The organism is Bacteroides sp. Ga6A2, from assembly GCF_000702225.1.
In the GTDB taxonomy this organism is placed as follows: domain Bacteria; phylum Bacteroidota; class Bacteroidia; order Bacteroidales; family Bacteroidaceae; genus Ga6A1.
The window spans coordinates 13,572-32,729 of the sequence record NZ_JNKX01000030.1; the positions used below are offsets into that span (position 1 = coordinate 13,572).

General features: G+C 46.2%; 13 protein-coding genes. 6 read left to right on the plus strand and 7 right to left on the minus strand.

The features are described from left to right. The first annotated feature begins 9 nt into the window (after positions 1-9). The 3 genes from T538_RS0108685 (at position 10) to T538_RS0108695 (ending at position 4,150) form a co-directional block, all read left to right on the plus strand. Positions 10-2,436 (plus strand): DUF3160 domain-containing protein, encoded by a 2,427-nt coding sequence (locus T538_RS0108685; RefSeq protein ID WP_031536114.1) that lies wholly within the window; start codon positions 10-12, stop codon positions 2,434-2,436. A 302-nt stretch (positions 2,437-2,738) separates the two neighbouring features. Then, positions 2,739-3,632 carry a CapA family protein gene (locus T538_RS0108690; protein WP_231497090.1) on the plus strand — a complete coding sequence of 298 codons (894 nt, stop codon included), beginning with the start codon at positions 2,739-2,741 and terminating at the stop codon, positions 3,630-3,632. Positions 3,633-3,634: 2 nt separating this feature from the next. Next, a complete protein-coding gene (locus T538_RS0108695; RefSeq protein WP_031536108.1) occupies positions 3,635-4,150 on the plus strand; it encodes a hypothetical protein in 516 nt (171 codons plus the stop codon). Positions 4,151-4,589: 439 nt separating this feature from the next. On the opposite strand, the gene T538_RS0108700 is transcribed toward T538_RS0108695, so the two are convergent. The 5 genes from T538_RS0108700 to T538_RS0108720 form a co-directional block, all read right to left on the minus strand. Further along, on the minus strand, positions 4,590-5,345 hold the full coding sequence (locus T538_RS0108700; RefSeq protein ID WP_031536105.1) for an AbgT family transporter: 756 nt from the start codon (positions 5,343-5,345) through the stop codon (positions 4,590-4,592). Further along, positions 5,338-6,060, minus strand: a complete 723-nt coding sequence (locus T538_RS0108705; protein ID WP_031536104.1) for a DUF5932 domain-containing protein — start codon at positions 6,058-6,060, stop codon at positions 5,338-5,340. Before T538_RS0108705 ends, T538_RS0108700 begins: the two co-directional genes overlap by 8 nt. A 14-nt stretch (positions 6,061-6,074) precedes the next feature. Further along, positions 6,075-9,926 carry a DUF5113 domain-containing protein gene (locus T538_RS0108710; RefSeq protein WP_051655983.1) on the minus strand — a complete coding sequence of 1,284 codons (3,852 nt, stop codon included), beginning with the start codon at positions 9,924-9,926 and terminating at the stop codon, positions 6,075-6,077. Between the two features lie 90 nt (positions 9,927-10,016). Continuing rightward, a complete protein-coding gene (locus T538_RS0108715) occupies positions 10,017-10,691 on the minus strand; it encodes a bifunctional 4-hydroxy-2-oxoglutarate aldolase/2-dehydro-3-deoxy-phosphogluconate aldolase (protein ID WP_031536100.1) in 675 nt (224 codons plus the stop codon). Between the two features lie 91 nt (positions 10,692-10,782). Next, complete coding sequence (locus tag T538_RS0108720; protein ID WP_031536098.1) at positions 10,783-11,805, minus strand: sugar kinase; 1,023 nt, start codon at positions 11,803-11,805, stop codon at positions 10,783-10,785. A gap of 258 nt (positions 11,806-12,063) precedes the next feature. Here T538_RS0108720 and T538_RS0108725 point away from each other — a divergent pair, with 258 nt between their 5' ends. From T538_RS0108725 to T538_RS18890, 3 genes are all read left to right on the plus strand, one after another. Next, positions 12,064-13,140: a LacI family DNA-binding transcriptional regulator gene (locus T538_RS0108725; protein WP_031536096.1), complete on the plus strand. Its 1,077-nt coding sequence runs from the start codon at positions 12,064-12,066 to the stop codon at positions 13,138-13,140. A gap of 24 nt (positions 13,141-13,164) precedes the next feature. Beyond that, the gene (locus tag T538_RS0108730; RefSeq protein ID WP_031536094.1) at positions 13,165-14,661 is read left to right on the plus strand and encodes a UxaA family hydrolase; all 1,497 of its coding nucleotides are present in this window, start codon (positions 13,165-13,167) and stop codon (positions 14,659-14,661) included. A 162-nt stretch (positions 14,662-14,823) separates the two neighbouring features. Beyond that, entirely contained in the window at positions 14,824-16,869 is a 2,046-nt protein-coding gene (locus tag T538_RS18890) for a leucine-rich repeat domain-containing protein (RefSeq protein WP_081836767.1), read from the plus strand. A 248-nt stretch (positions 16,870-17,117) separates the two neighbouring features. On the opposite strand, the gene T538_RS0108745 is transcribed toward T538_RS18890, so the two are convergent. Both T538_RS0108745 and T538_RS0108750 read right to left on the minus strand, forming a co-directional pair. Continuing rightward, a complete protein-coding gene (locus T538_RS0108745; RefSeq protein ID WP_031536086.1) occupies positions 17,118-17,726 on the minus strand; it encodes an RloB family protein in 609 nt (202 codons plus the stop codon). Positions 17,727-17,728: 2 nt separating this feature from the next. Beyond that, positions 17,729-19,009: an AAA family ATPase gene (locus tag T538_RS0108750; protein ID WP_031536085.1), complete on the minus strand. Its 1,281-nt coding sequence runs from the start codon at positions 19,007-19,009 to the stop codon at positions 17,729-17,731. Between the last annotated feature and the right edge of the window lie 149 nt (positions 19,010-19,158).

The window sequence follows — 19,158 nt, forward strand, 5'->3', positions numbered from 1 at the left end:
GTCATAATTATGAAGAAAATACTTCTTTTAGCTACAACAGCCTTGCTTATCGCATCTTGCTCAAGCACAAGCAAGAAGCAAGACATTGCCGACGACACCATCGGCACTATAAACGTAGATTACAACCCTCATTCGTTCCTCGTTACCGACAGTCTCCTGCCCGACAAGATCGACCTTGATATGGACATCAGCGACATGACGATGATGGAACTCAGAATACTGCGCCACTATCCGTATGCACTCAGAGGCGTATGGTTCATGGAAGACGACATCAACCAATTCTTCTACAACAAGACCAACTGGTACCACGATCGCTGCTACGACTATCTCGAACACAACAACTACGAGGCACTTGTCAACTTCGACAAGGCTGGCATTTCCGAAGAGGAGAAGGCGTTCGTCAGACGCATAGACGCACGTATAGCCGAACTCAAGAAACATCAGATGACCGACGTTGACGGCCTGAAACTGGCAAACCCGGCCATGACGGTTAACATGTTCCAGATTGAGGAGGTGAACAAGCCCTTCCTGAACCATCTGGCACACCATAACTTCTGCATCATACCATCAAAGAACGAACAACTCTTCAACATCTACGAGCAGAACGAATACAGAGGAATGCCAAACTACATCACCACCGACGTGTTCCTTCAGGCCTACCACATGTACTTCTCGTATGTGCTTAAATCGTTAGAGAAAAACTCGTTCATCCCCCGCATAAAGGCACTTAACGAAGCCATGTACCACAAGGCAATGGGCATAGCCAACAGCACAGGCAATGCCGAAGTAAAAGACCTTGCCGAGTTTAACGCCGCATACTTCGCGGTAGCCAACAGACTGCTCACAGGCGAACGGCTCGACATTCCCGAGGCATACGCCTCAAAAGCCGAACAGGAGGTAGCCAACATACTCAACGAGAAGGAGGCCATGTCTGCCATGATGCAGAAGGACATCAATTTCCCTTACGACCTCTTCAAGCCTCGCGGACACTATACACGCAACGAAGTCTCTAAACACTATTTCAGAAGCATGATGTGGCTACAGACATTCTCATTCTGCAGCGAGCAGAAGGAGACGGTAAAGCAGGCTGCCATGATGGCATATCTGCTTAACCACATAGACCGCAACGTGGCAAAAGAGGGACTGGGCGTTTACAAGACTCTCGACTTCCTGATGGGCGAACCCGACAACGTGGCTGTTATCGATGTTGCCGACTATCTCGCCTCAAAGAATATCTCATCGCCCGACAAGGTTACCGATGCCGCAACCCTAAAGGACATCAACGCACGCCTGTCTACGCTCTTCAAGACACGCAACCGCATCACTTCAAAGATTGCCGAGGAGGGCTGCGAGAACAAGGTCAATTTCATGCCGCAACGATACACCCCCGACGGATATGTGCTTAGCCGCATGTTCGACGAAAAGGCCAACTCCAACCTGCCTTTCCCTCGCGGCCTGCACGTGTTCTCGGCCTTCGGCATAGATGCCGCCGACAAGATAAACGACGAGTACTACCAAGACGACGAGAAATGGAAGGGATACACCAACGAGATGACTAAGATGAAGGCAAAGATGGCTACGTTTGCCGACTGGGACAAGTCTATGTACAACAAGTGGATGGAATGTCTCGTGCAACTTCAGAAGCCAAACAAAGACTATCCCGACTATATGAAGACAACATCGTGGATGCGCAAGAACCTTAACACAGGGCTGGCATCATGGGCAGAACTGAAGCACGATGCCATTCTCTACGCCGAGCAGCCTATCTGCGCAGAATGTGGCGACGGATGCGAGTTCCCCGAGCCTATACGCGTGGGATACATTGAACCAAACCTCGACTTCTGGCTGAAGATGAAAGAGATGCTCAGCCTTACATCATCGCTACTCACAAAGAACGGTCTCATGAGCGAGGACTTGAAAAGCCGTACCTCGTCCCTTGACGACTATATGGACTTCTGCATAAAAATAACAAAGAAAGAACTGGCTGGCAAGACGCTAAACGAAGACGAATACAACACCATAAAATTTATGGGCAGTTCGCTCGAATGGTTCACCCTGAGCGTAATCGACCCCTATTCGAACCTTGGCAGTTGGGACGAGGTGAAGGGAGCAGACCGCTCCGTGGCTCTCGTGGCCGACGTGTTTACGCGCAACGTGCTTGGCTGCAACAAATGCGGAATACTTTCCGAGGCTACAGGCAACGCCGACATAATATATGTAAACGTGGTTATCAACGGCAAGATATACCTAACCAGAGGCGCAACCTTCAGTTACTACGAATTCGTCAATCCACTCAACAAACGCTATACCGACGAGGAATGGCAGCAACGCCTTGAGAAAGACGATACTCCGGCACGTCCTGTATGGATGCAGCCCCTCATCATCAACAAAAAAATAAAGGAAAACGAAGAAACATTCTACAGTTCCGGCTGCTAACAAATAAAAACAATTGACAGTTGACAATTATGAATTCAAAAACATTGTCAACTGTCAACTGTCAATTGTCAATTAAAAAAAACGTTACAGTTACAGTTGTTACAGTTATTTTTCGAATGGTAGTTTATGAATAATGAAAGCCAACCGCCAATTATGAATTTTGAATTATGAATTATGAATTCAAAACATTGCCAACCACCAATTATGAATTGTGAATTATGAATTATGAATTTGCCCCTTTTCAATTTTCAATTTTCAACTTTCAATTAAAAAAGTGTTTCCCCCTTTTACTCCTCACCCTCTTGTCCTGTTCGCCTCCGGCAGCCGACAACTCATCGCTAACCATAATGTTTACCGGCGACGTGCTGCTCGACCGCGGAGTACGCCACATGGCTGAGCACAAAGGCATAGACTACATCTTCGACGATGTTACGCCCCTTTTCCGCCAAGCCGATGCCGTTGTGGCAAACCTCGAATGTCCCCTAACCGATACCGTCTCGCCCGTAAACAAAAAGTACATCTTCAGGGCCGACGCACGATGGGCTAAAGACCTTCGGAAGGCAGGAATAACACACGCAGCCATGGCAAACAACCACACCAACGACCAAGGCAGACGCGGACTTCAGGCCACGGCACAGCACCTTACCGAAGCCGGCATAGAGCCGCTGGGCTACGGCAACAACCTCGGACAGCAGATGACACCTGCTGAAATAGAAAAAGACGGCATAAAGGTGGCAATATTCAACGCCACAACACTCATAATCGAAAACTGGTGCAGAATTGACAACAAGCCGGGCATAGCCCAGCCTACCGAAGACGAGTTGCTCGAGGCCATAAAAGACTACAAACGCCATCATTCCAACACACACATAGTGGTGGTGCTGCATTGGGGTGTTGAGTTCCAGCCATACCCAAGCATTCGCCAGAGGGCTCTTGCCCGCAAACTCTCCGAGGCTGGCGTGGCTGCCGTTGTGGGACATCATCCGCATGTGCTGCAACCTATCGACACCATCGGACGGATGCCCGTATATTACAGCATCGGCAACTTCGTCTTCGACCAAAAGAACCCAAAGTCGAAAGAGTCGATGATTGCAGCCCTCACCTTCAACAGCGACGGCACCCTAAAAGCCGACTCAATAAGCATAACAATCACCCAAGGCAAACCCCTGCTAAAAAACAAACATAAGACATTATAACCATGGCTTGGCACGAGATACTAAAATACAGTCCGAAGAACTACAAAAACAGAATATATACTGCTGATGAATGGACAAGCAGATGTGAAGTCGGAAAATATTTCAACGGCAAACAATTCACAATTGAGGAATATTTAAGGGTTGAACAACAACATATAAACGTAATTCTTTCAATTATGAAGGCGGTACAAAGCAAGTTTGTCGTAATACGATACTTGGAGGCAGACAAGGCCGATATTATCGAGAGTATTCAAGACTCAAAATTCCACGATATTGATTCTCCCTTATTACAGTCAATACCTCTTTTGGAAGTAAAAAAGAGAATACACCCAAATGAGATTCCAGATATCGTCCGCTTGGCTTTAAGAGAATACATCTATGTAGAATTAGGTGACAAAGAGCACAAATTCAAAATTCAATTTGGGTACGATTACTATCTTTATGTTGCATGCACTCTTCCAAAAGAAGAACTCCAAAATATCGTTGCAAAAGAAGGATTGTTTTTAGACCCAAGATAACCATAAAGCAAACGCGCCCTTCAGAATTAAACTTCACAGCGCAGAGATGCCCTACATCAGAACGCCTTGCAATATAAGCCCTAATCAACGCAAGAAGGGGCACCCGCCCCTCTCCCATTCTGAATTTTGAATTATGAATTATGAATTCAAAAAAATTCAATTTTCAACTTTCAACTCAAAAACCGTTACAGTTACAGTTGTTACAGTTATTTTCCGAAGGGTAGTTTATGAATAATGAAAACCAACCGCCAATTATGAATTGTGAATTATGAATTATGAATTGAATTGCGTTACAGTTACAGTTGTTACAGTTATTTTTCGAAGGGTAGTTTATGAATAATGAAAACCAACCGCCAATTATGAATTGTGAATTATGAATTTTGAATTCAAAACATTGTCAATTATGAATTATGAATTATGAATTCAGTTTTTTCAACTTTCAAATCACAAACAGCACAAGCATGGCATAATAAACCCAGTCTTCGTAGCGCATTAAAAAGTTGCACAAAGGCATAAGCAACTCACATTGAGTATATAGGCTACAGGCTATCAACTCTGAAAAGATGAAGGCCGTAATAAAGTACGAGACGGTTCGCGAGAGCAGACTTCCTGCGCCCTCAATCCAATCTACATGATTGCGATATGCACCCGACGATATTCCGTATGTCGTGCCCAGCAACGCTATGCCAAGAATAACGAACATAAACAATCCGTCGACAAACGGACTGCCCTCAACCGTTCCCCTGACGCTCAGCATGATAGAGTGCGGAACAGCCAGACTCACAAGCAGAAATACCACATATACAGCCAATACCGAGAAAGCCAGTCCCAAAGCGCGGCGTTGCTTCAACGTTACCGACTTGCGATGAAAAAGACGGTAGAGCATAGTAATAAGCCGCGACCGCCACAACAGTCCAAGACTGATGAGCAGCAGCAGCACCTTTGCCATAGGCGCATCGGTAAAGTTCCTAACGCCGTTGCGCAGACTCCACCTCACGCCCTCGGCACTCAGCAGACTACGAACCGAGGGGTCGTAAAAACTACTGAACCACGAGTAGACATATACCAATGCCAAAAGGACAAGCAGCACCACAGGCAGCAGCAGGATGTACCGCCTTATGTATACGAGCAGCCATTTCTTGAAACTGCGCTCGCCCGAAATCCATTGCTGGTATGCCAACCGCTTGTCACTCATCGTCAGGCTCAAGATTGTCTATGTTCAAAATACCGAGTTCCAACGCCTTAACAACCAGACGGGTGGCATTTACACCGGTACGCTCGCCCTGGCCGAAGAGGCGCGCAACAAGGTCGTTCTGACGCTTCTCGAGCGACTTGACGCCAAACGGCATTCCCTTCAGATTAGTTATCATCTCCTTTGTGTAGCCCAGAGCCAGATGGCGCAGAAAACGCTCGTCATACTCGTCTATGTCGTAGTTTATCACGCTCTCCTGCTTACGTTGCTCGGCTATAACGCTACGCTTGAACCGTGCCACAATCTTCTCGAGGATAGGCTGGTTAAAGACCATCTTCTTGCCGTCCATAACGCTCTGCACATCGTCGCGCGTAAGCAGTTCGCCGCTCTTCAGAATTATGCCGTCGGCACCGGCGTTAAGCACGTCAACCCACAACTTCTCGTTAAGCACCTCGCCCGTAAATATCAATATGTGCATAAGCGGATACTTGGCGCGCGCGTTGGCACAAATATCCACGCCCACGGTTGTTGAGCCTCCCAAGCCCAAATCGAGCAGCAGAAGGTCGGGATTATGCTCCTGAAGCAGAGGCCACACCTCCTTCTCGGTCATGGCGGCACCCATCACCTGCGCCTCGGGAATGTCGTTGCGGAAAATCTCTTCTGTTCCCTTCAACTCAAGTTTTACGTCCTCAACTATTACAACTTTGAATTTGTCCATATCTCTATATAATTTTAAGAACGAGCCTCGGGCAGCACAAACGACACCGTAAAACCACCGCCGGCACATGGCTCGGCATCGATACGGCATCCTCTTATGCCCGTGTACTCATCATGATCACGTATTATTTGTTTGCAAAGTAAATATTCTAAATTTATTTTCTCGCCATTCATCGACGGATAAAACATCTCGTTAAGATATTTCTCGTCAAAACGGCGGCGCTTGTCGGTAAAGCCGAAGCGCACAAAGCCCGTTCCTGTCTTCTGGGCCGTTAGTTCAACCTCTCCGTCGCGCCCAAAGGCGAAGGCTTCTTGCAGAAGGTTCTCAACAAGATAGGCTATCAGATGCTTGTCGGTAATTATCGAGGCATCCGTAGGCTCTGCCATACTTAGGGTAAGACTACATTCGGCCTTCTTCTGCATACGCGCAAACGACTTTCGGGCAGACGCAAACACGTCGGCAACGCTTACCGTGGTGCGCTTAAAGAGTACCTGCTCAAGTTGTCGCGAAGCACATTGGCACAATATGCCGAACACCTCTTTGTAGTATTGTATTATCTCCTTTATTTCAGATGCTTCCGCTCCGTTTTCAGCCATTATGCGTATGCGGCTCGGATAGTACATCGTCTCGTGCTTTATAGCGCTAAGGCAGTTGTCCATAACCATGTTCTGTATGTGGAGCATGTTCTCCTCGTGCTGCGCACGCCGTTTCTCGTCCTCGAGCATCTCAAGGTCGCGGAACCGCTGGCTTATACGGATTACCGACTGCGCCAAAATAGTTGACATGAAGTTTACAAGCAGGCTCACAAGGAACTCGTCGCCCTTGCCCGGATGCTTCGTTGAGTATATTATCGAGAAGATGCCCACGCACTTTGTATTGTCTTGCGGCACGAAGAGCGGAAAGCACCTCAGATATCCGCTTTGCGACACAACCACCTCGCGCGTGTCGTAGGCACGCCTCATCAACTCCTTCATCAACTCACTCTCTACCACCTCTTGCGTTATCGAATAGTATAGCATGTTGGTCTCGGAGTCGGCAATGGCAAGTCCGAAGCCGTGTATTGGCAGAAGGTCGTTCAGTTCGTATGTTATCGAGTCTACCACGTTCTTGGCAACCTGCTCATAGTCGGCATCCTGCACGTTGGCATGCTGCACCAGCGTCTTCATAACCGTGTTGTTGATGCTCAGAAGTTGGCGCAGGTTGAGCGTGTATATAACCTTGTGGCGGAAGTACAGCAGATAATAACTGAACAGGGCCACCATAACGGCTATGAACACAAGCCACATGGCTATGGTGGTGTTGGTGTTCTTGTTCTGCGCCTTGCGGCAATACTCGGCAAGATTGGTATCTTGTCCAAGCATCTTGTACATTTTCGTATATGCCTGATTGTTTGCGTTGTAGCAGTTCCATTCCTTCAGAACGAGAGCCGCGATTGCCGTCTCGTTCCGCACGTCGAGGATAACGTGATAGTCGGTATCGAATCCCTCGTTCCACCATTTAATCTCGGCTCTGTCGGCATTACCGTCAACGCTCATCGTGTCGGCTGAGTTCTTGTGGTACTTGCGGTAGTATTTGTTCAGCTCGCGCATGGCAAGCGACGAGTAGTAGATGGCATCGGTATGAAGTCCCTTCACGTTGCAGAAGTAAACCGTATCGGCGTATGCCGAAGCCTTGCGCAGAAGCGAGTCCTTTGCCTTCCAAACCGAGTCGTTGCTCACCTTGGCAAACGATGGCGCACTCAATATCATCACCACAGCAAACATAAGGGCTTTCTTCACGCCCTTTGGCAGGCGGAAGAAGAAGCGGCTGCCCTTGCCGAGCGTACTCTCAACACCAAACTGGCATACGGCAAACAACGGGTTTGTCTTCTTGTACTTCTCTATAATTCCGCGACAGTTCATCAAGCCGAAGCCGTGGCCTTTGTTCTTGCTCAGTTCGGTATTGTCGGCATCCTTGCGTATTCCAATCGTGCTCGAATCGTATACTTTCTCTTCGATAATCTTGCGGCAGTCATCCTCGCTTATTCCTATGCCCGAATCCTTAACCGACACCTCAACGTAGTCGTCGGCTTCCTCGGCATAGACCTCTATGTGGCCTCCTGCCGGAGTGTACTTTCGGGCATTCTCGGCAAGAGTGTTTATCATGAAGAGCGTGAGAGCCTTGTCGGCCTTCACTATGGCTGGAGTCATGCTTACCGTAAGGGTGATGTCCTTCTGGGCGTAGTTTGTCCGCGCCTTAGACAGGATGCTGAAAAGCGGCTGAAGGGCGAAACTGTCGATATTAAGGCTCACCTCGCCTTTACGCAACTGAACCCACGAAGCCATGATGTCGTTATACTCGTTTATCTTGTCAATAAGTTCTATAATATACTGATAGCGAGTTCTTTTTACATCGTCCGACTCGTTTCTCTGGAGTTTGTTCACCTCGTTTATTGCGCGGTCAAGATAAGGCGTTATGCCGTTTACCATGCTCATGCACGCGCGCTTGTCAAGATTCTGACGCTTGTTGGCGGCTATGTGCTGCTCGTGAATGTACTTCTCGGCCTCGGTCTTGCGCTGGTTGTTGCTTATGGCAAGCACGTCGGCTCCGCTTTGCAGCACCCATCTGAAGTACTTCTCTATCACGCGCAGGAGTGATTTCTTGTCCGAACTCACGCGTACCGAGCCCACGAGTCGCATATTCAGTTCGCTCCATCTTGGCATGGCGTCGTCGTCCTCATCGTCTATGCCCGGCACATCGAGCACGAATCCGAAGCCGAATATCTTGCGGAAATCACTCTGAACGGCTTCCGTAACAGTATCGAGGAGTTCCCTGCCCGACGATACATCGTCCGATACATTTACGGCTATCTTGTGGCACAGTTCGAGCGTAAGGCGTAGGTTCTCAACCCTTCGTTCGTTCCTCTTCTTCCATTTCTCGTTGGCAACAAGGCATATCAGCACGATAACGACCACCAATACTATTGCCGAAATGAATATCATCGTAACCCTTTGGTTTGCCTCGTTCAGTTCGTCGTAGCGGCTCTCCCACTCCTTGTCCTGCCTTATCACGTCAAGGATGTCGAGATAGGCGTTACGGTTGTAGTAACTCTCCTTTGTCAGTCCCATGGCGGCATAACTCATGCTTGCCTGCTCGCGAATCTGCGCCAGCACCTCGGGAACGGTATGCACATCGGGATTGTCGAGCCATATCTTCTCGGTAGAAACGGAGTCTTGCTCGCTATACAGATGCAGAAGATGCTGCGAGTCTGCCGGATAATACTTCAGATGATGGCGGTTTATGGCCTGAAGCGCGCTATCGCAAAGGGCTATTGATTGCGTGTAGTCTTCCTGCTCGAACGCAATACGGGCGTTTATCAGTCTGTCGAGAATCTCGTGATAGTATATCGTATCGTGCGTAGCCACATCGCCCAACTTGAAGTTTGGCGAAATCAGGCGCGCCTCTCTCTGCGAGAGTGTGTCTTGATACTGGTTGTGGAAATAGTTGCTCGAAACGTAGTGGTAGATGTCTTTCGAGATGTAGAATCGGCGTTTCTCCTCGTCTGTAAGTCCGTCCATCTCCTCTTCAATCCTGCGTATGTGGCTTTCTGCCTTGTTTCGGGCATCAAAGAACTCGCGGTTCTGCGACGTGCGCTCGTAAACGGCCATCAGTCCCACCTCGCACCCGAAGCGCAGAAGTTCGTTGTCGGTAATCCGCATAGCCTTCTCGTGCAAGGCTCGCGCGTTGTCAAAATCCATTCTCCTGAAACATTGCTGCGCCTTAAGGTTGAGCGCAAGAGCCTCATCGTCTTTGCTCTGACGGCACGACGACAGCAAGCCGCTCATCACGACCATCAGCATAACGATATATGAATTTCTTTTCAACATTGCACAAAAATACACCAAAATATCCTAAAAACAAAAAAAACGCCGTGGAAAGAGAACCACAGCGTTTCAATATCCTGATGCAAAAATAAATTACTTGCTTGCACGAGCCTCCTCGCAGTAGCCGAGAGCCTCCTTACACTTGTCTGTAATGTACTTCCAGTCGCCGGCAGCAACCTTGTCCTTAGGGAAGAGCTTAGAACCCATACCTACACAGAATACGCCTGCCTTGAACCAGTTTGTAAGGTTCTCCTTCTCTGGAGCAACACCACCGGTAACCATAATCTTTGACCATGGCATTGGAGCCATAAGACCCTTAATCAAGTTAGGACCTACAACATCACCAGGGAATACCTTAGTAAAGTCGCAGCCAACCTCCTGAGCCTTACCAATCTCTGATGGAGTAAGACAGCCCGGACAGTAAGTTACGCAACGGCGGTTACATACAACTGCGATGTCTGGGTTGAACAACGGGCCAACAACGAAGTTAGCACCCAACTGAAGGTAAAGAGCAGCTGTAGGGGCATCAACAACAGAACCGATACCGAGAGCCAACTCTGGGCACTCCTTTGCAGCCCACTTTGAAAGCTCGCCGAATACCTCGTGAGCAAAGTCGCCACGGTTAGTGAACTCGAATGCGCGAACGCCACCCTCGTAGCAAGCCTTAATCACATTCTTACAAACCTCAACATCCTTGTTGTAGAAAACAGGAACCATTGGAGCAGCGGCAATCTTTGCCATTACTGCAAACTTATCGAATTTTGCCATTTTATTCTTTTTGTTTTTTATTATTCAATACAAAAGAATTAAGAACCGATGTTTTCCAACCAGTTCTTAATTCCTCTATTTTATTCTTATATTATCTCTGGATACGACCGTTAGCAGAACCGCCTGCAAGGTTCTCAACCTCCTCAGCAGAAACCATGTTGAAGTCGCCGTTGATAGTGTGCTTCAAAGCAGAAGCAGCAACAGCAAACTCAAGAGCGTCGCCCTGATTGTCCTTAGTAAGCAAGCCGTGGATAAGACCGCCTGAGAAAGAGTCGCCGCCACCTACGCGGTCGATGATAGGCATGATGTCGTAACGCTTAGAAACGTAGAACTCCTTGCCGTTGTAAATCATAGCCTTCCAGCCGTTGTGTGTAGCAGAAAGAGACTCACGGAGAGTAGAAACAACATACTTGAAGCCGAATGTCTCCATCATGCCCTTGAAGATGCCTTCGTAGCCCTTAGCGTCTGTGTTACCGCCCTCAACGTCAGCATCTGGCTTGAAGCCAAGGCAAAGCTCTGCATCCTCCTCGTTACCGATGCAAACGTCAACATACTGCATCAAAGGCTTCATGATGCTCTGAGCCTTCTCTGAAGTCCAAAGTTTCTTACGGAAGTTAAGGTCAACAGAAACTGTCACGCCGTTGCGCTTTGCAGCCTCGCAAGCAAGTTTAGTAAGTTCTGCAGCCTTGTCTGAAATAGCAGGAGTGATACCTGACCAGTGGAACCAGTCTGCACCCTTCATGATAGCATCAAAATCGAAGTCTGATGGATCAGCCTCAGCGATTGAAGAGCCTGCACGGTCGTAAATAACCTTTGAAGGACGCATAGAAGCACCAGTCTCGGCATAGTAGATACCAACACGGTTACCGCCACGAGCAATAAACTCTGTGTTTACGCCAAACTTACGCAATGCGTTTACAGCGCTCTGACCAATCTCGTGCTTTGGAAGCTTTGATACAAAATAAGCGTCGTGACCGTAGTTTGCGCATGATACTGCAACGTTAGCCTCGCCGCCACCATAAATAACCTCGAACTTCTCAGCCTGAACAAAACGTCTGTTGGCCTCTGGTGACAATCTAAGCATGATCTCACCTAATGTAACTACTTTACCCATAAGTGTGTTAAAAAATATGTTTTAAAAATGTTAATTCAAAAATCCTATTTTAAATAATGTAACGCCTTAGTGTGTACGAGCACAAATATACGGCTTTTTTCGGTAACGCAAAAGTTTTTCGAAAAAAAATTACATTCAGCCACATTTTTTGCCTAAAAAATTGCATCAAATAAATTAATATATGTATATTCGTGGGCGATAACAACAAACAAGATATTTTCACACCTTATTTATATATTTTTTTAATACCAATTACCTATGGAGCAACAGATTCCTGATAGAATTAGAATCAAGGATATCGCGATCATGGCAGGCGTATCTGTCGGCACAGTCGACCGTGTCCTGCACAACCGTCCGGGCGTGTCTCTGGCGAGTGCAGAGAAAGTGCGCAAAATTCTGAAAGAAATGAATTATCAGCCAAACATGTATGCAAGTGCATTGGCAAGCAACAAGAAATACCACTTCGTTTGCCTGCTGCCAAAGCACAACGAAGGCGAATACTGGTCTGACGTAGAGGCTGGAGCGCTGCAATGCATGAACGAGATGCACGATTTTCACATAACACTTAGCATGGTATATTACGACCAGTACGACATAGACTCTTTCGTAAAGTCGATAAAACTCGTTATGGACAAAGAACCCGACGGCGTAATCCTATCGCCTGTCGAGGAGGACAACACTAAGAAACTCACCGACATGCTTCAGGAAAAGGAAATCCCGTACGTGTTCATAGACTCTAACATCGACAACCTCGAGCCTATCGCCTTCTTCGGACAGAACTCAAGCCGAAGCGGAGCACTTGCAGCCAAGATGCTGCTCATGATTGAGCCCGGCATCAAGGAAGTGGTCATATTCAGACAAATATACATCGGGCGCATCGGAACAAACCAGCAGAACAACAGAGAACTGGGATTCGAGGAATACATGCGCAAGAACCATCCAGACTGTGAACTTTCAACTATAGACCTGGCCATGAACAACAAGGAGCACGACATGGAAGTGATGCGAAAGTACTTCGAACGTCACGAAAATGTCACCATAGGCCTTACTTTCAACTCTAAAGCATATCTTATCAGCGAATACCTGCAGGAACTGGACAAGAACGATTTCCGCCTCATCGGATACGACCTTCTGGAACAGAACGTCGAATTCCTGAAAAACGGAAACAACATCCAGTTCCTCATCGCGCAGCAACCTCACCAGCAGGGATACAGAGCCGTAACAAGCCTCTGCGACCATCTTATTTTCCATAAGGAGGTGGAGCAGATTAATTACATGCCTATTGACTTGCTGTGCGCCGAAAACATCGACTACTACACGTCTTTGAATAAATAAAATAAACATACAATTACACATCTTATGGAGAATAAGTTTCTAAAAATCAACCCTGCCGACAACGTGGTGGTTGCCATTCAGCCAATAAGCGCTGGCGAGACTATAGCTATTGATGGCAAAGAGATAAAGGTGAATCAGGATACACCTGCCGGTCATAAAATCCTTCTCGAGGATATCAACGAGGGCGTAGACGTTATAAAGTACGGCTACCCTATCGGCCATGCAAAACAGAACCTTAAGCAAGGCGACTGGGTAAACGAGAACAACCTGAAGACTAATCTTGCAGGATTGCTCGACTATACCTACAACCCTGTCAAGTGCGACCTCGACATTGCCAACCGCAACCTCACCTTCAAGGGCTATCGCAGAAAGAACGGCGACGTTGGTATCCGCAACGAGGTATGGATTATTCCAACCGTAGGATGTGTCAACGGTATAGTAGACAAACTTGCAAAGCAGTTGCAGGAAGAGACTAAGGGCGAGGGCGTAGATGCCATCGTTGCATTCCCTCACAACTACGGATGCTCTCAGCTTGGCGACGACCACGAGAACACAAAGAAGATTCTGCGCGACATGGTTAAGCACCCTAACGCAGGAGCGGTATTCGTTGTGAGCCTTGGCTGCGAGAATAACCAGCCTGACGTGTTCAAGGAGTTCATCGGCGAGTTCGACGAGGAGCGCGTTAAGTTTATGACAACGCAGAAGGTCGAGGGCGACGAGGTTGAGGAAGGCATGAAGATTCTGAGAGGCCTCTACGAGAAGGCAAAGCAGGACAAGCGCGTCGACGTGCCTCTGCACGAACTGCGCGTTGGCTTGAAGTGCGGCGGATCTGACGGTTTCTCGGGCATCACAGCCAACCCTCTTCTTGGTGTATTCTCCGACTTCCTTGTGGCTCAGGGCGGAACAACCGTTCTTACCGAAGTGCCTGAGATGTTCGGCGCAGAGACTATCTTGATGAACCGTTGCAAGACTCCAGAGCTGTTCGACCAGACTGTTAAGCTGATTAACGACTTCAAGAGCTACTTCCTTTCACACGGCGAGCCTGTTGGCGAGAACCCTTCTCCGGGCAACAAGGCGGGCGGTATCTCTACACTCGAGGACAAGGCTCTCGGCTGCACACAGAAGTGCGGTAAAGGTCCTGTCAGCGGCGTTATGGCCTACGGCGAGCGTCTTGAGGTCAAGGGCTTGAACCTTCTGTCTGCTCCGGGCAACGACCTTGTTGCAGCAACAGCCCTCGCATCATGCGGATGCCACATGGTTCTGTTTACAACCGGTCGCGGAACGCCATTCGGCACTTACGTTCCAACAATGAAGATTTCTACAAACTCTAACCTATACAACAACAAGCCTAAATGGATCGACTTCAACGCAGGCGTGCTTGTTCAGGGCGAGACAATGGAGAACCTGTCGGAGAAGTTCATAGACTATATCATAAAGGTTGCAAGCGGCGAGGAACTCGTAAACAACGAGAAGAACGGATACCGCGAGATTGCAATTTTCAAGAATGGTGTAACTCTATAAAACACACGCTATAAAATCCGTTTTCAGCAACGGTAAAAGAGGGCTATCTTTAGTCCTCTTTTTTTGTTTATAAGAAATTTCGACAAAAACAGCTTGTAAATTTTGCGTATTATCGGCAAATTTGTACTTTTGTGCATTTGTAGAATGTTAACAATAATGATTATGAAGAAATTATTACTTTTCCTTTTCACCTTATTGTTTTTGCCAATGGTGGCAAATGTAGATTCTTATGGTGTCAATATTAACGGCATATATTACAATTTGTTTGCTAAGGACAAAACAGCAGAAGTTACTTCATCTAATCCACAATTCTCTGCACAATACTCTGGTTATGTTATAATTCCTGCAACCGTCACTTACAATGATAACCAATATAGCGTAACTAGCATTGGAGAAAAAGCTTTCTATTATTGCTCGGGACTTACATCCGTTACAATACCTAACAGCGTGACTAGCATCGGAAGCAAAGCTTTCGATGGATGCTCAGGACTTACATCCATTACAATACCTAACAGCGTGACTAGCATAGAATCTGCTGCTTTCGATGGATGCTCAGGACTTACATCCATTACAATACCTAACGGCGTGACTACCATCGGAGACTTGGCTTTCTATTGCTGTTCAGGACTTACATCCATCACTATACCGAACAGCGTGACTAGCATTGGACAATACGCTTTCGATGGTTGCACGGGACTTACATCCATCACTATACCGAATAGCGTGACTAGCATTGGACAATACGCTTTCAATTACTGTTATGGACTCACATCCATTACTATTCCAAACAGCGTGACTAGCATTGGACAATACGCTTTCTCTAGATGCACGGGACTTACATCCATTACTATACCGAACAGCGTGACTAACATTGGAGAAGACGCTTTCTATGACTGCTATGTAACAAAAGAAAACTTTCACAATCAAAGCAATATCACCCCTTCAGGATTAACTGTTTGTGATGTAAGAACAGAATCAGGCATTTGTATAAAAGGCAATGCTCTTGTAAGGTATCTGGGAAAAGAGACAACTTATTCTATTCCAAACAGCGTGACTAGCATTGGAAACCGAGCTTTCTATAGATGCTCTGAACTCACATCCATTACTATTCCAAACAGCGTGACTACCATCGGAGACTTGGCTTTCTATCACTGTTCAGGACTTACATCCATTACTATACCGAACAGCGTGACTAACATTGGAAAATACACTTTCTGGGGATGCTCAGGACTTACATCCATTACTATTCCAAACAGCGTGACTAGCATCGTATTCGAAGCTTTCTTGGGATGCTCTGGACTTACATCCATTACTATACCGAATAGCGTGACTACCATTGAAGACAACGCTTTCCGTGATTGCACAGGACTTACATCCATTACTATACCGAATAGCGTGACTAGCATTGGAAACGGCGCTTTCTTTGGTTGTTCTGGACTTACATCCATTACTATCCCTAACAGCGTGACTAACATTGGAAAATACACTTTCTATTGCTGTTCAGGACTTACATCCATTACTATTCCAAACAGCGTGACTACCATCGGAGACTGTGCTTTCTATGGGTGTCGTGGACTTACATCCATTACTATCCCAAACAGCGTGACTACCATCGGAGACTGGGCTTTCTATGGGTGCCGTGGACTTACATCCATTACTATCCCAAACAGCGTGACTAGAATCGGAGACTACGCTTTTGCTAGCTGCTCGGGACTTACATCCGTTACTATCCCGAACAGCGTGACTAGCATCGGAGACAAGGCTTTCTATGACTGCAAGAACTTAAAATCTGTTTACTGTTACGCAACGAAATTACCAGAAACAAGCGAAAACACATTCGGTAATTATGACGATAACCAACATTTCTACATAAATTACGCAACTCTCTATGTTCCTGCCTCTGCTATTAACGAATACAAAGCAACTGCTCCATGGAGTTGGTTTGGCACAATTCTGCCAATAGAGGATGCAACAACACAAATAGATGCAGCATCAACAAACGATTATAACATAGTAGCCAACGGAAACAATATCATCGTAAAAAGCGATGCTGATGGCGAAAAGGTAAGCATATATACCATTAGCGGACAATTGATTGGCGCAACTGCTATAAGAAACGGTTCAGCCGTAATAAACACAAACTTAAAACCGGGTTCTGTTGCAATCGTAAAGATTGGACAAAAGACCTACAAAATCCGTTTAGATTGATTTTTTTAAGATAAGACCACGCCATTACAAAAAGCGTGGTCTTATCTATTCTTCAAAATCTCCGTTGCTCAAAATATGAAACACAATCTCACAAATTGACATGGAGTAATTATTTTAAGCGGCCAAAAAACCACCGAATATCCCCACGAAAAATCTTGCTCCTCTCGTTAGACTGAGGCTTTTACAAATTCATCTTTATAACACCTTAAATCATACTGTTTTTTCATTCGTTGTTGCCATAGTCTACACTATTCCAGCCCCTTCAGCTTTTCCATCAGTCTTCCGAGTTCTGAGAAGGTATAATTCCTTCTATAAGAGAGTTTCTCATCCATTGAACGATTGGCATTGGCAATAGCTTTTTCGAGGCTACCTCCATTACGTTCAAAGTAGTTGTGCAGGCCTTTGGTCTTGATGAAGAACTCTATCGTTTTCCGATACTCGACACATTGGTTGAGGTCTTTGAGCAATGGCTCTTGCTCATCGTATGGTCGTGAAGTATATCTGAAATAATAGAGGAAGAAAAGTTCTGTACAGCGGTGTGTCTCGAAGAACTCGACCTCGCAATATATGCCTTTCTTCGGCTTATTGATTGGCTTGGCATACTTTGCCTTTAGCTTCTGGTATTGGGAACGCTCAGGTTCTTCGTCCTTCGTATCCATATCGATGACACAGAAGATATGGTTGTAGCCCATAGATATACCATCTTCTATTTTGAGTTCAAGTTCCTTGATACTCGTATGCTTCGGATAATCAGGCTTGATGGTCAGACGTTTGAACACGTCGCACAAAGACTTGAAATAGAAGAACTCGGTTGGTCCTTCTCCCAATATGAGTGCTGTCTGTCGTAGCTTTCCCATCGTCAGTCCTCCAGATTTATAAAGATACTACCCAGTTCCGGCTTGGCTCCCAATCGACCGATACGATAAGAATTGTATAGCGAAAGGTTCTTGTGCAAGCCGAATGAATCACCACGAGCATACTCAGATGAAGCTGTTTCCTTGTTTTTCTCTACAAACCACACCACGCCTCGGTTCTCGTTAATCAAGTCCTGAGAGAGAAGCGTTGTCTCCTGACTCGTTATAACCAACTGTGACTTGTCTGAATTGAAGATAAAGACATTGAGGTAGTAGTACAACAGGTCGTTATGCAAGTCCTCGCCAAGTTCGTCAAGGAAGAATACATGAGGATTTGTTATCAAATCATACAACGCATCAAGAATGCGGATGTACTTCTGAGTTCCCTTTGACTGCCATTTAAGTGGAATGTCAAAGTCGCCATTGTCCGAATGATTCAAGAACGTGATGGAATCTGTCGTTGGCTTCAGCAGAACGTCTTTCATCTCTTCAGGGATGTTTTCCTTTTGAATACGCTCACGGAATTCCACAGGCACAAAGCGGTCTTCTACAATCGGTCTGTACTCCATAATGTTCAAGTCTGCCTTTTGCAGCATGGTGTTGTAGAACTTGCGTTTCTTCGGGTTGCTGTATGCATCCTTCATGATTTCAACAAGACCTTTTTCTACATTGCCATCCACGTCATGGTAGTTGGACATAATCCAGCTATGAAGTTCATTGAATGGTGCAATGTCCTCTTTCAAGGCAGCTTTTCTACATACCGACAGAACACTATGATTGTTCAAAGTGTTTTCGCGTATGCTCTCCTGTGTCTTGACTTGCAGTTTGAGACTCGCACCAAACTTGATGTCAGCCTGCACATTCTCGCCTACAAAACTACGCTCATAAAACAAAGATTTAGATTTGTTTGGGTAATAGTACAAGGATTCACTCAAGATGTGCTTGCCGTTAAACTTGACATCGTAATCATATCGGATACCATCGGCATAGAACGACACGTGCATTTCCGTTGGCTCATCTTTGGTAAGCACAAATGGAATGCAACCGCCAATTTCGACTGTCGCATCCGATTTTGGCATAATCAACAGACGAAACACCTCGTTCATGGCTATCAGCATATTCGACTTGCCCGAAGCGTTTGAACCATATAGAATGCCTAATTTGTATAGGAACACACCGTCAGCAACTTCGGTAACAAGTTCCGAAGATGGTCCTTTTGCCACGAAGCTTAATTCCTGCTTGTCGCGAATGGAAAGATAGTTCTTCACCCAAAAATCTCGTATCATACTGCAATATTTAGACTATTATCGTAATTTTGCTACAAAAATACGAATAATATATCACATTCTATGTATTATTATTACTGAATATGGTAATCAATATACGATTTTACGCTTATTTAACTTTATGTTTATTATTGAGATAGCAAATTAGC

Excerpts from the sequence above, each read along its gene's own strand:
- T538_RS0108685 (WP_031536114.1), top strand. The coding sequence starts at position 10 with ATGAAGAAAATACTTCTTTTAGCTACAACAGCCTTGCTTATCGCATCT.
- T538_RS0108695 (WP_031536108.1), top strand. The coding sequence starts at position 3,635 with ATGGCTTGGCACGAGATACTAAAATACAGTCCGAAGAACTACAAAAAC.
- T538_RS0108700 (WP_031536105.1), bottom strand. The coding sequence starts at position 5,345 with ATGAGTGACAAGCGGTTGGCATACCAGCAATGGATTTCGGGCGAGCGC.
- T538_RS0108705 (WP_031536104.1), bottom strand. The coding sequence starts at position 6,060 with ATGGACAAATTCAAAGTTGTAATAGTTGAGGACGTAAAACTTGAGTTG.
- T538_RS0108710 (WP_051655983.1), bottom strand. The coding sequence starts at position 9,926 with ATGTTGAAAAGAAATTCATATATCGTTATGCTGATGGTCGTGATGAGC.
- T538_RS0108715 (WP_031536100.1), bottom strand. The coding sequence starts at position 10,691 with ATGGCAAAATTCGATAAGTTTGCAGTAATGGCAAAGATTGCCGCTGCT.
- T538_RS0108720 (WP_031536098.1), bottom strand. The coding sequence starts at position 11,805 with ATGGGTAAAGTAGTTACATTAGGTGAGATCATGCTTAGATTGTCACCA.
- T538_RS0108725 (WP_031536096.1), top strand. The coding sequence starts at position 12,064 with ATGGAGCAACAGATTCCTGATAGAATTAGAATCAAGGATATCGCGATC.
- T538_RS0108730 (WP_031536094.1), top strand. The coding sequence starts at position 13,165 with ATGGAGAATAAGTTTCTAAAAATCAACCCTGCCGACAACGTGGTGGTT.
- T538_RS18890 (WP_081836767.1), top strand. The coding sequence starts at position 14,824 with ATGAAGAAATTATTACTTTTCCTTTTCACCTTATTGTTTTTGCCAATG.
- T538_RS0108745 (WP_031536086.1), bottom strand. The coding sequence starts at position 17,726 with ATGGGAAAGCTACGACAGACAGCACTCATATTGGGAGAAGGACCAACC.
- T538_RS0108750 (WP_031536085.1), bottom strand. The coding sequence starts at position 19,009 with ATGATACGAGATTTTTGGGTGAAGAACTATCTTTCCATTCGCGACAAG.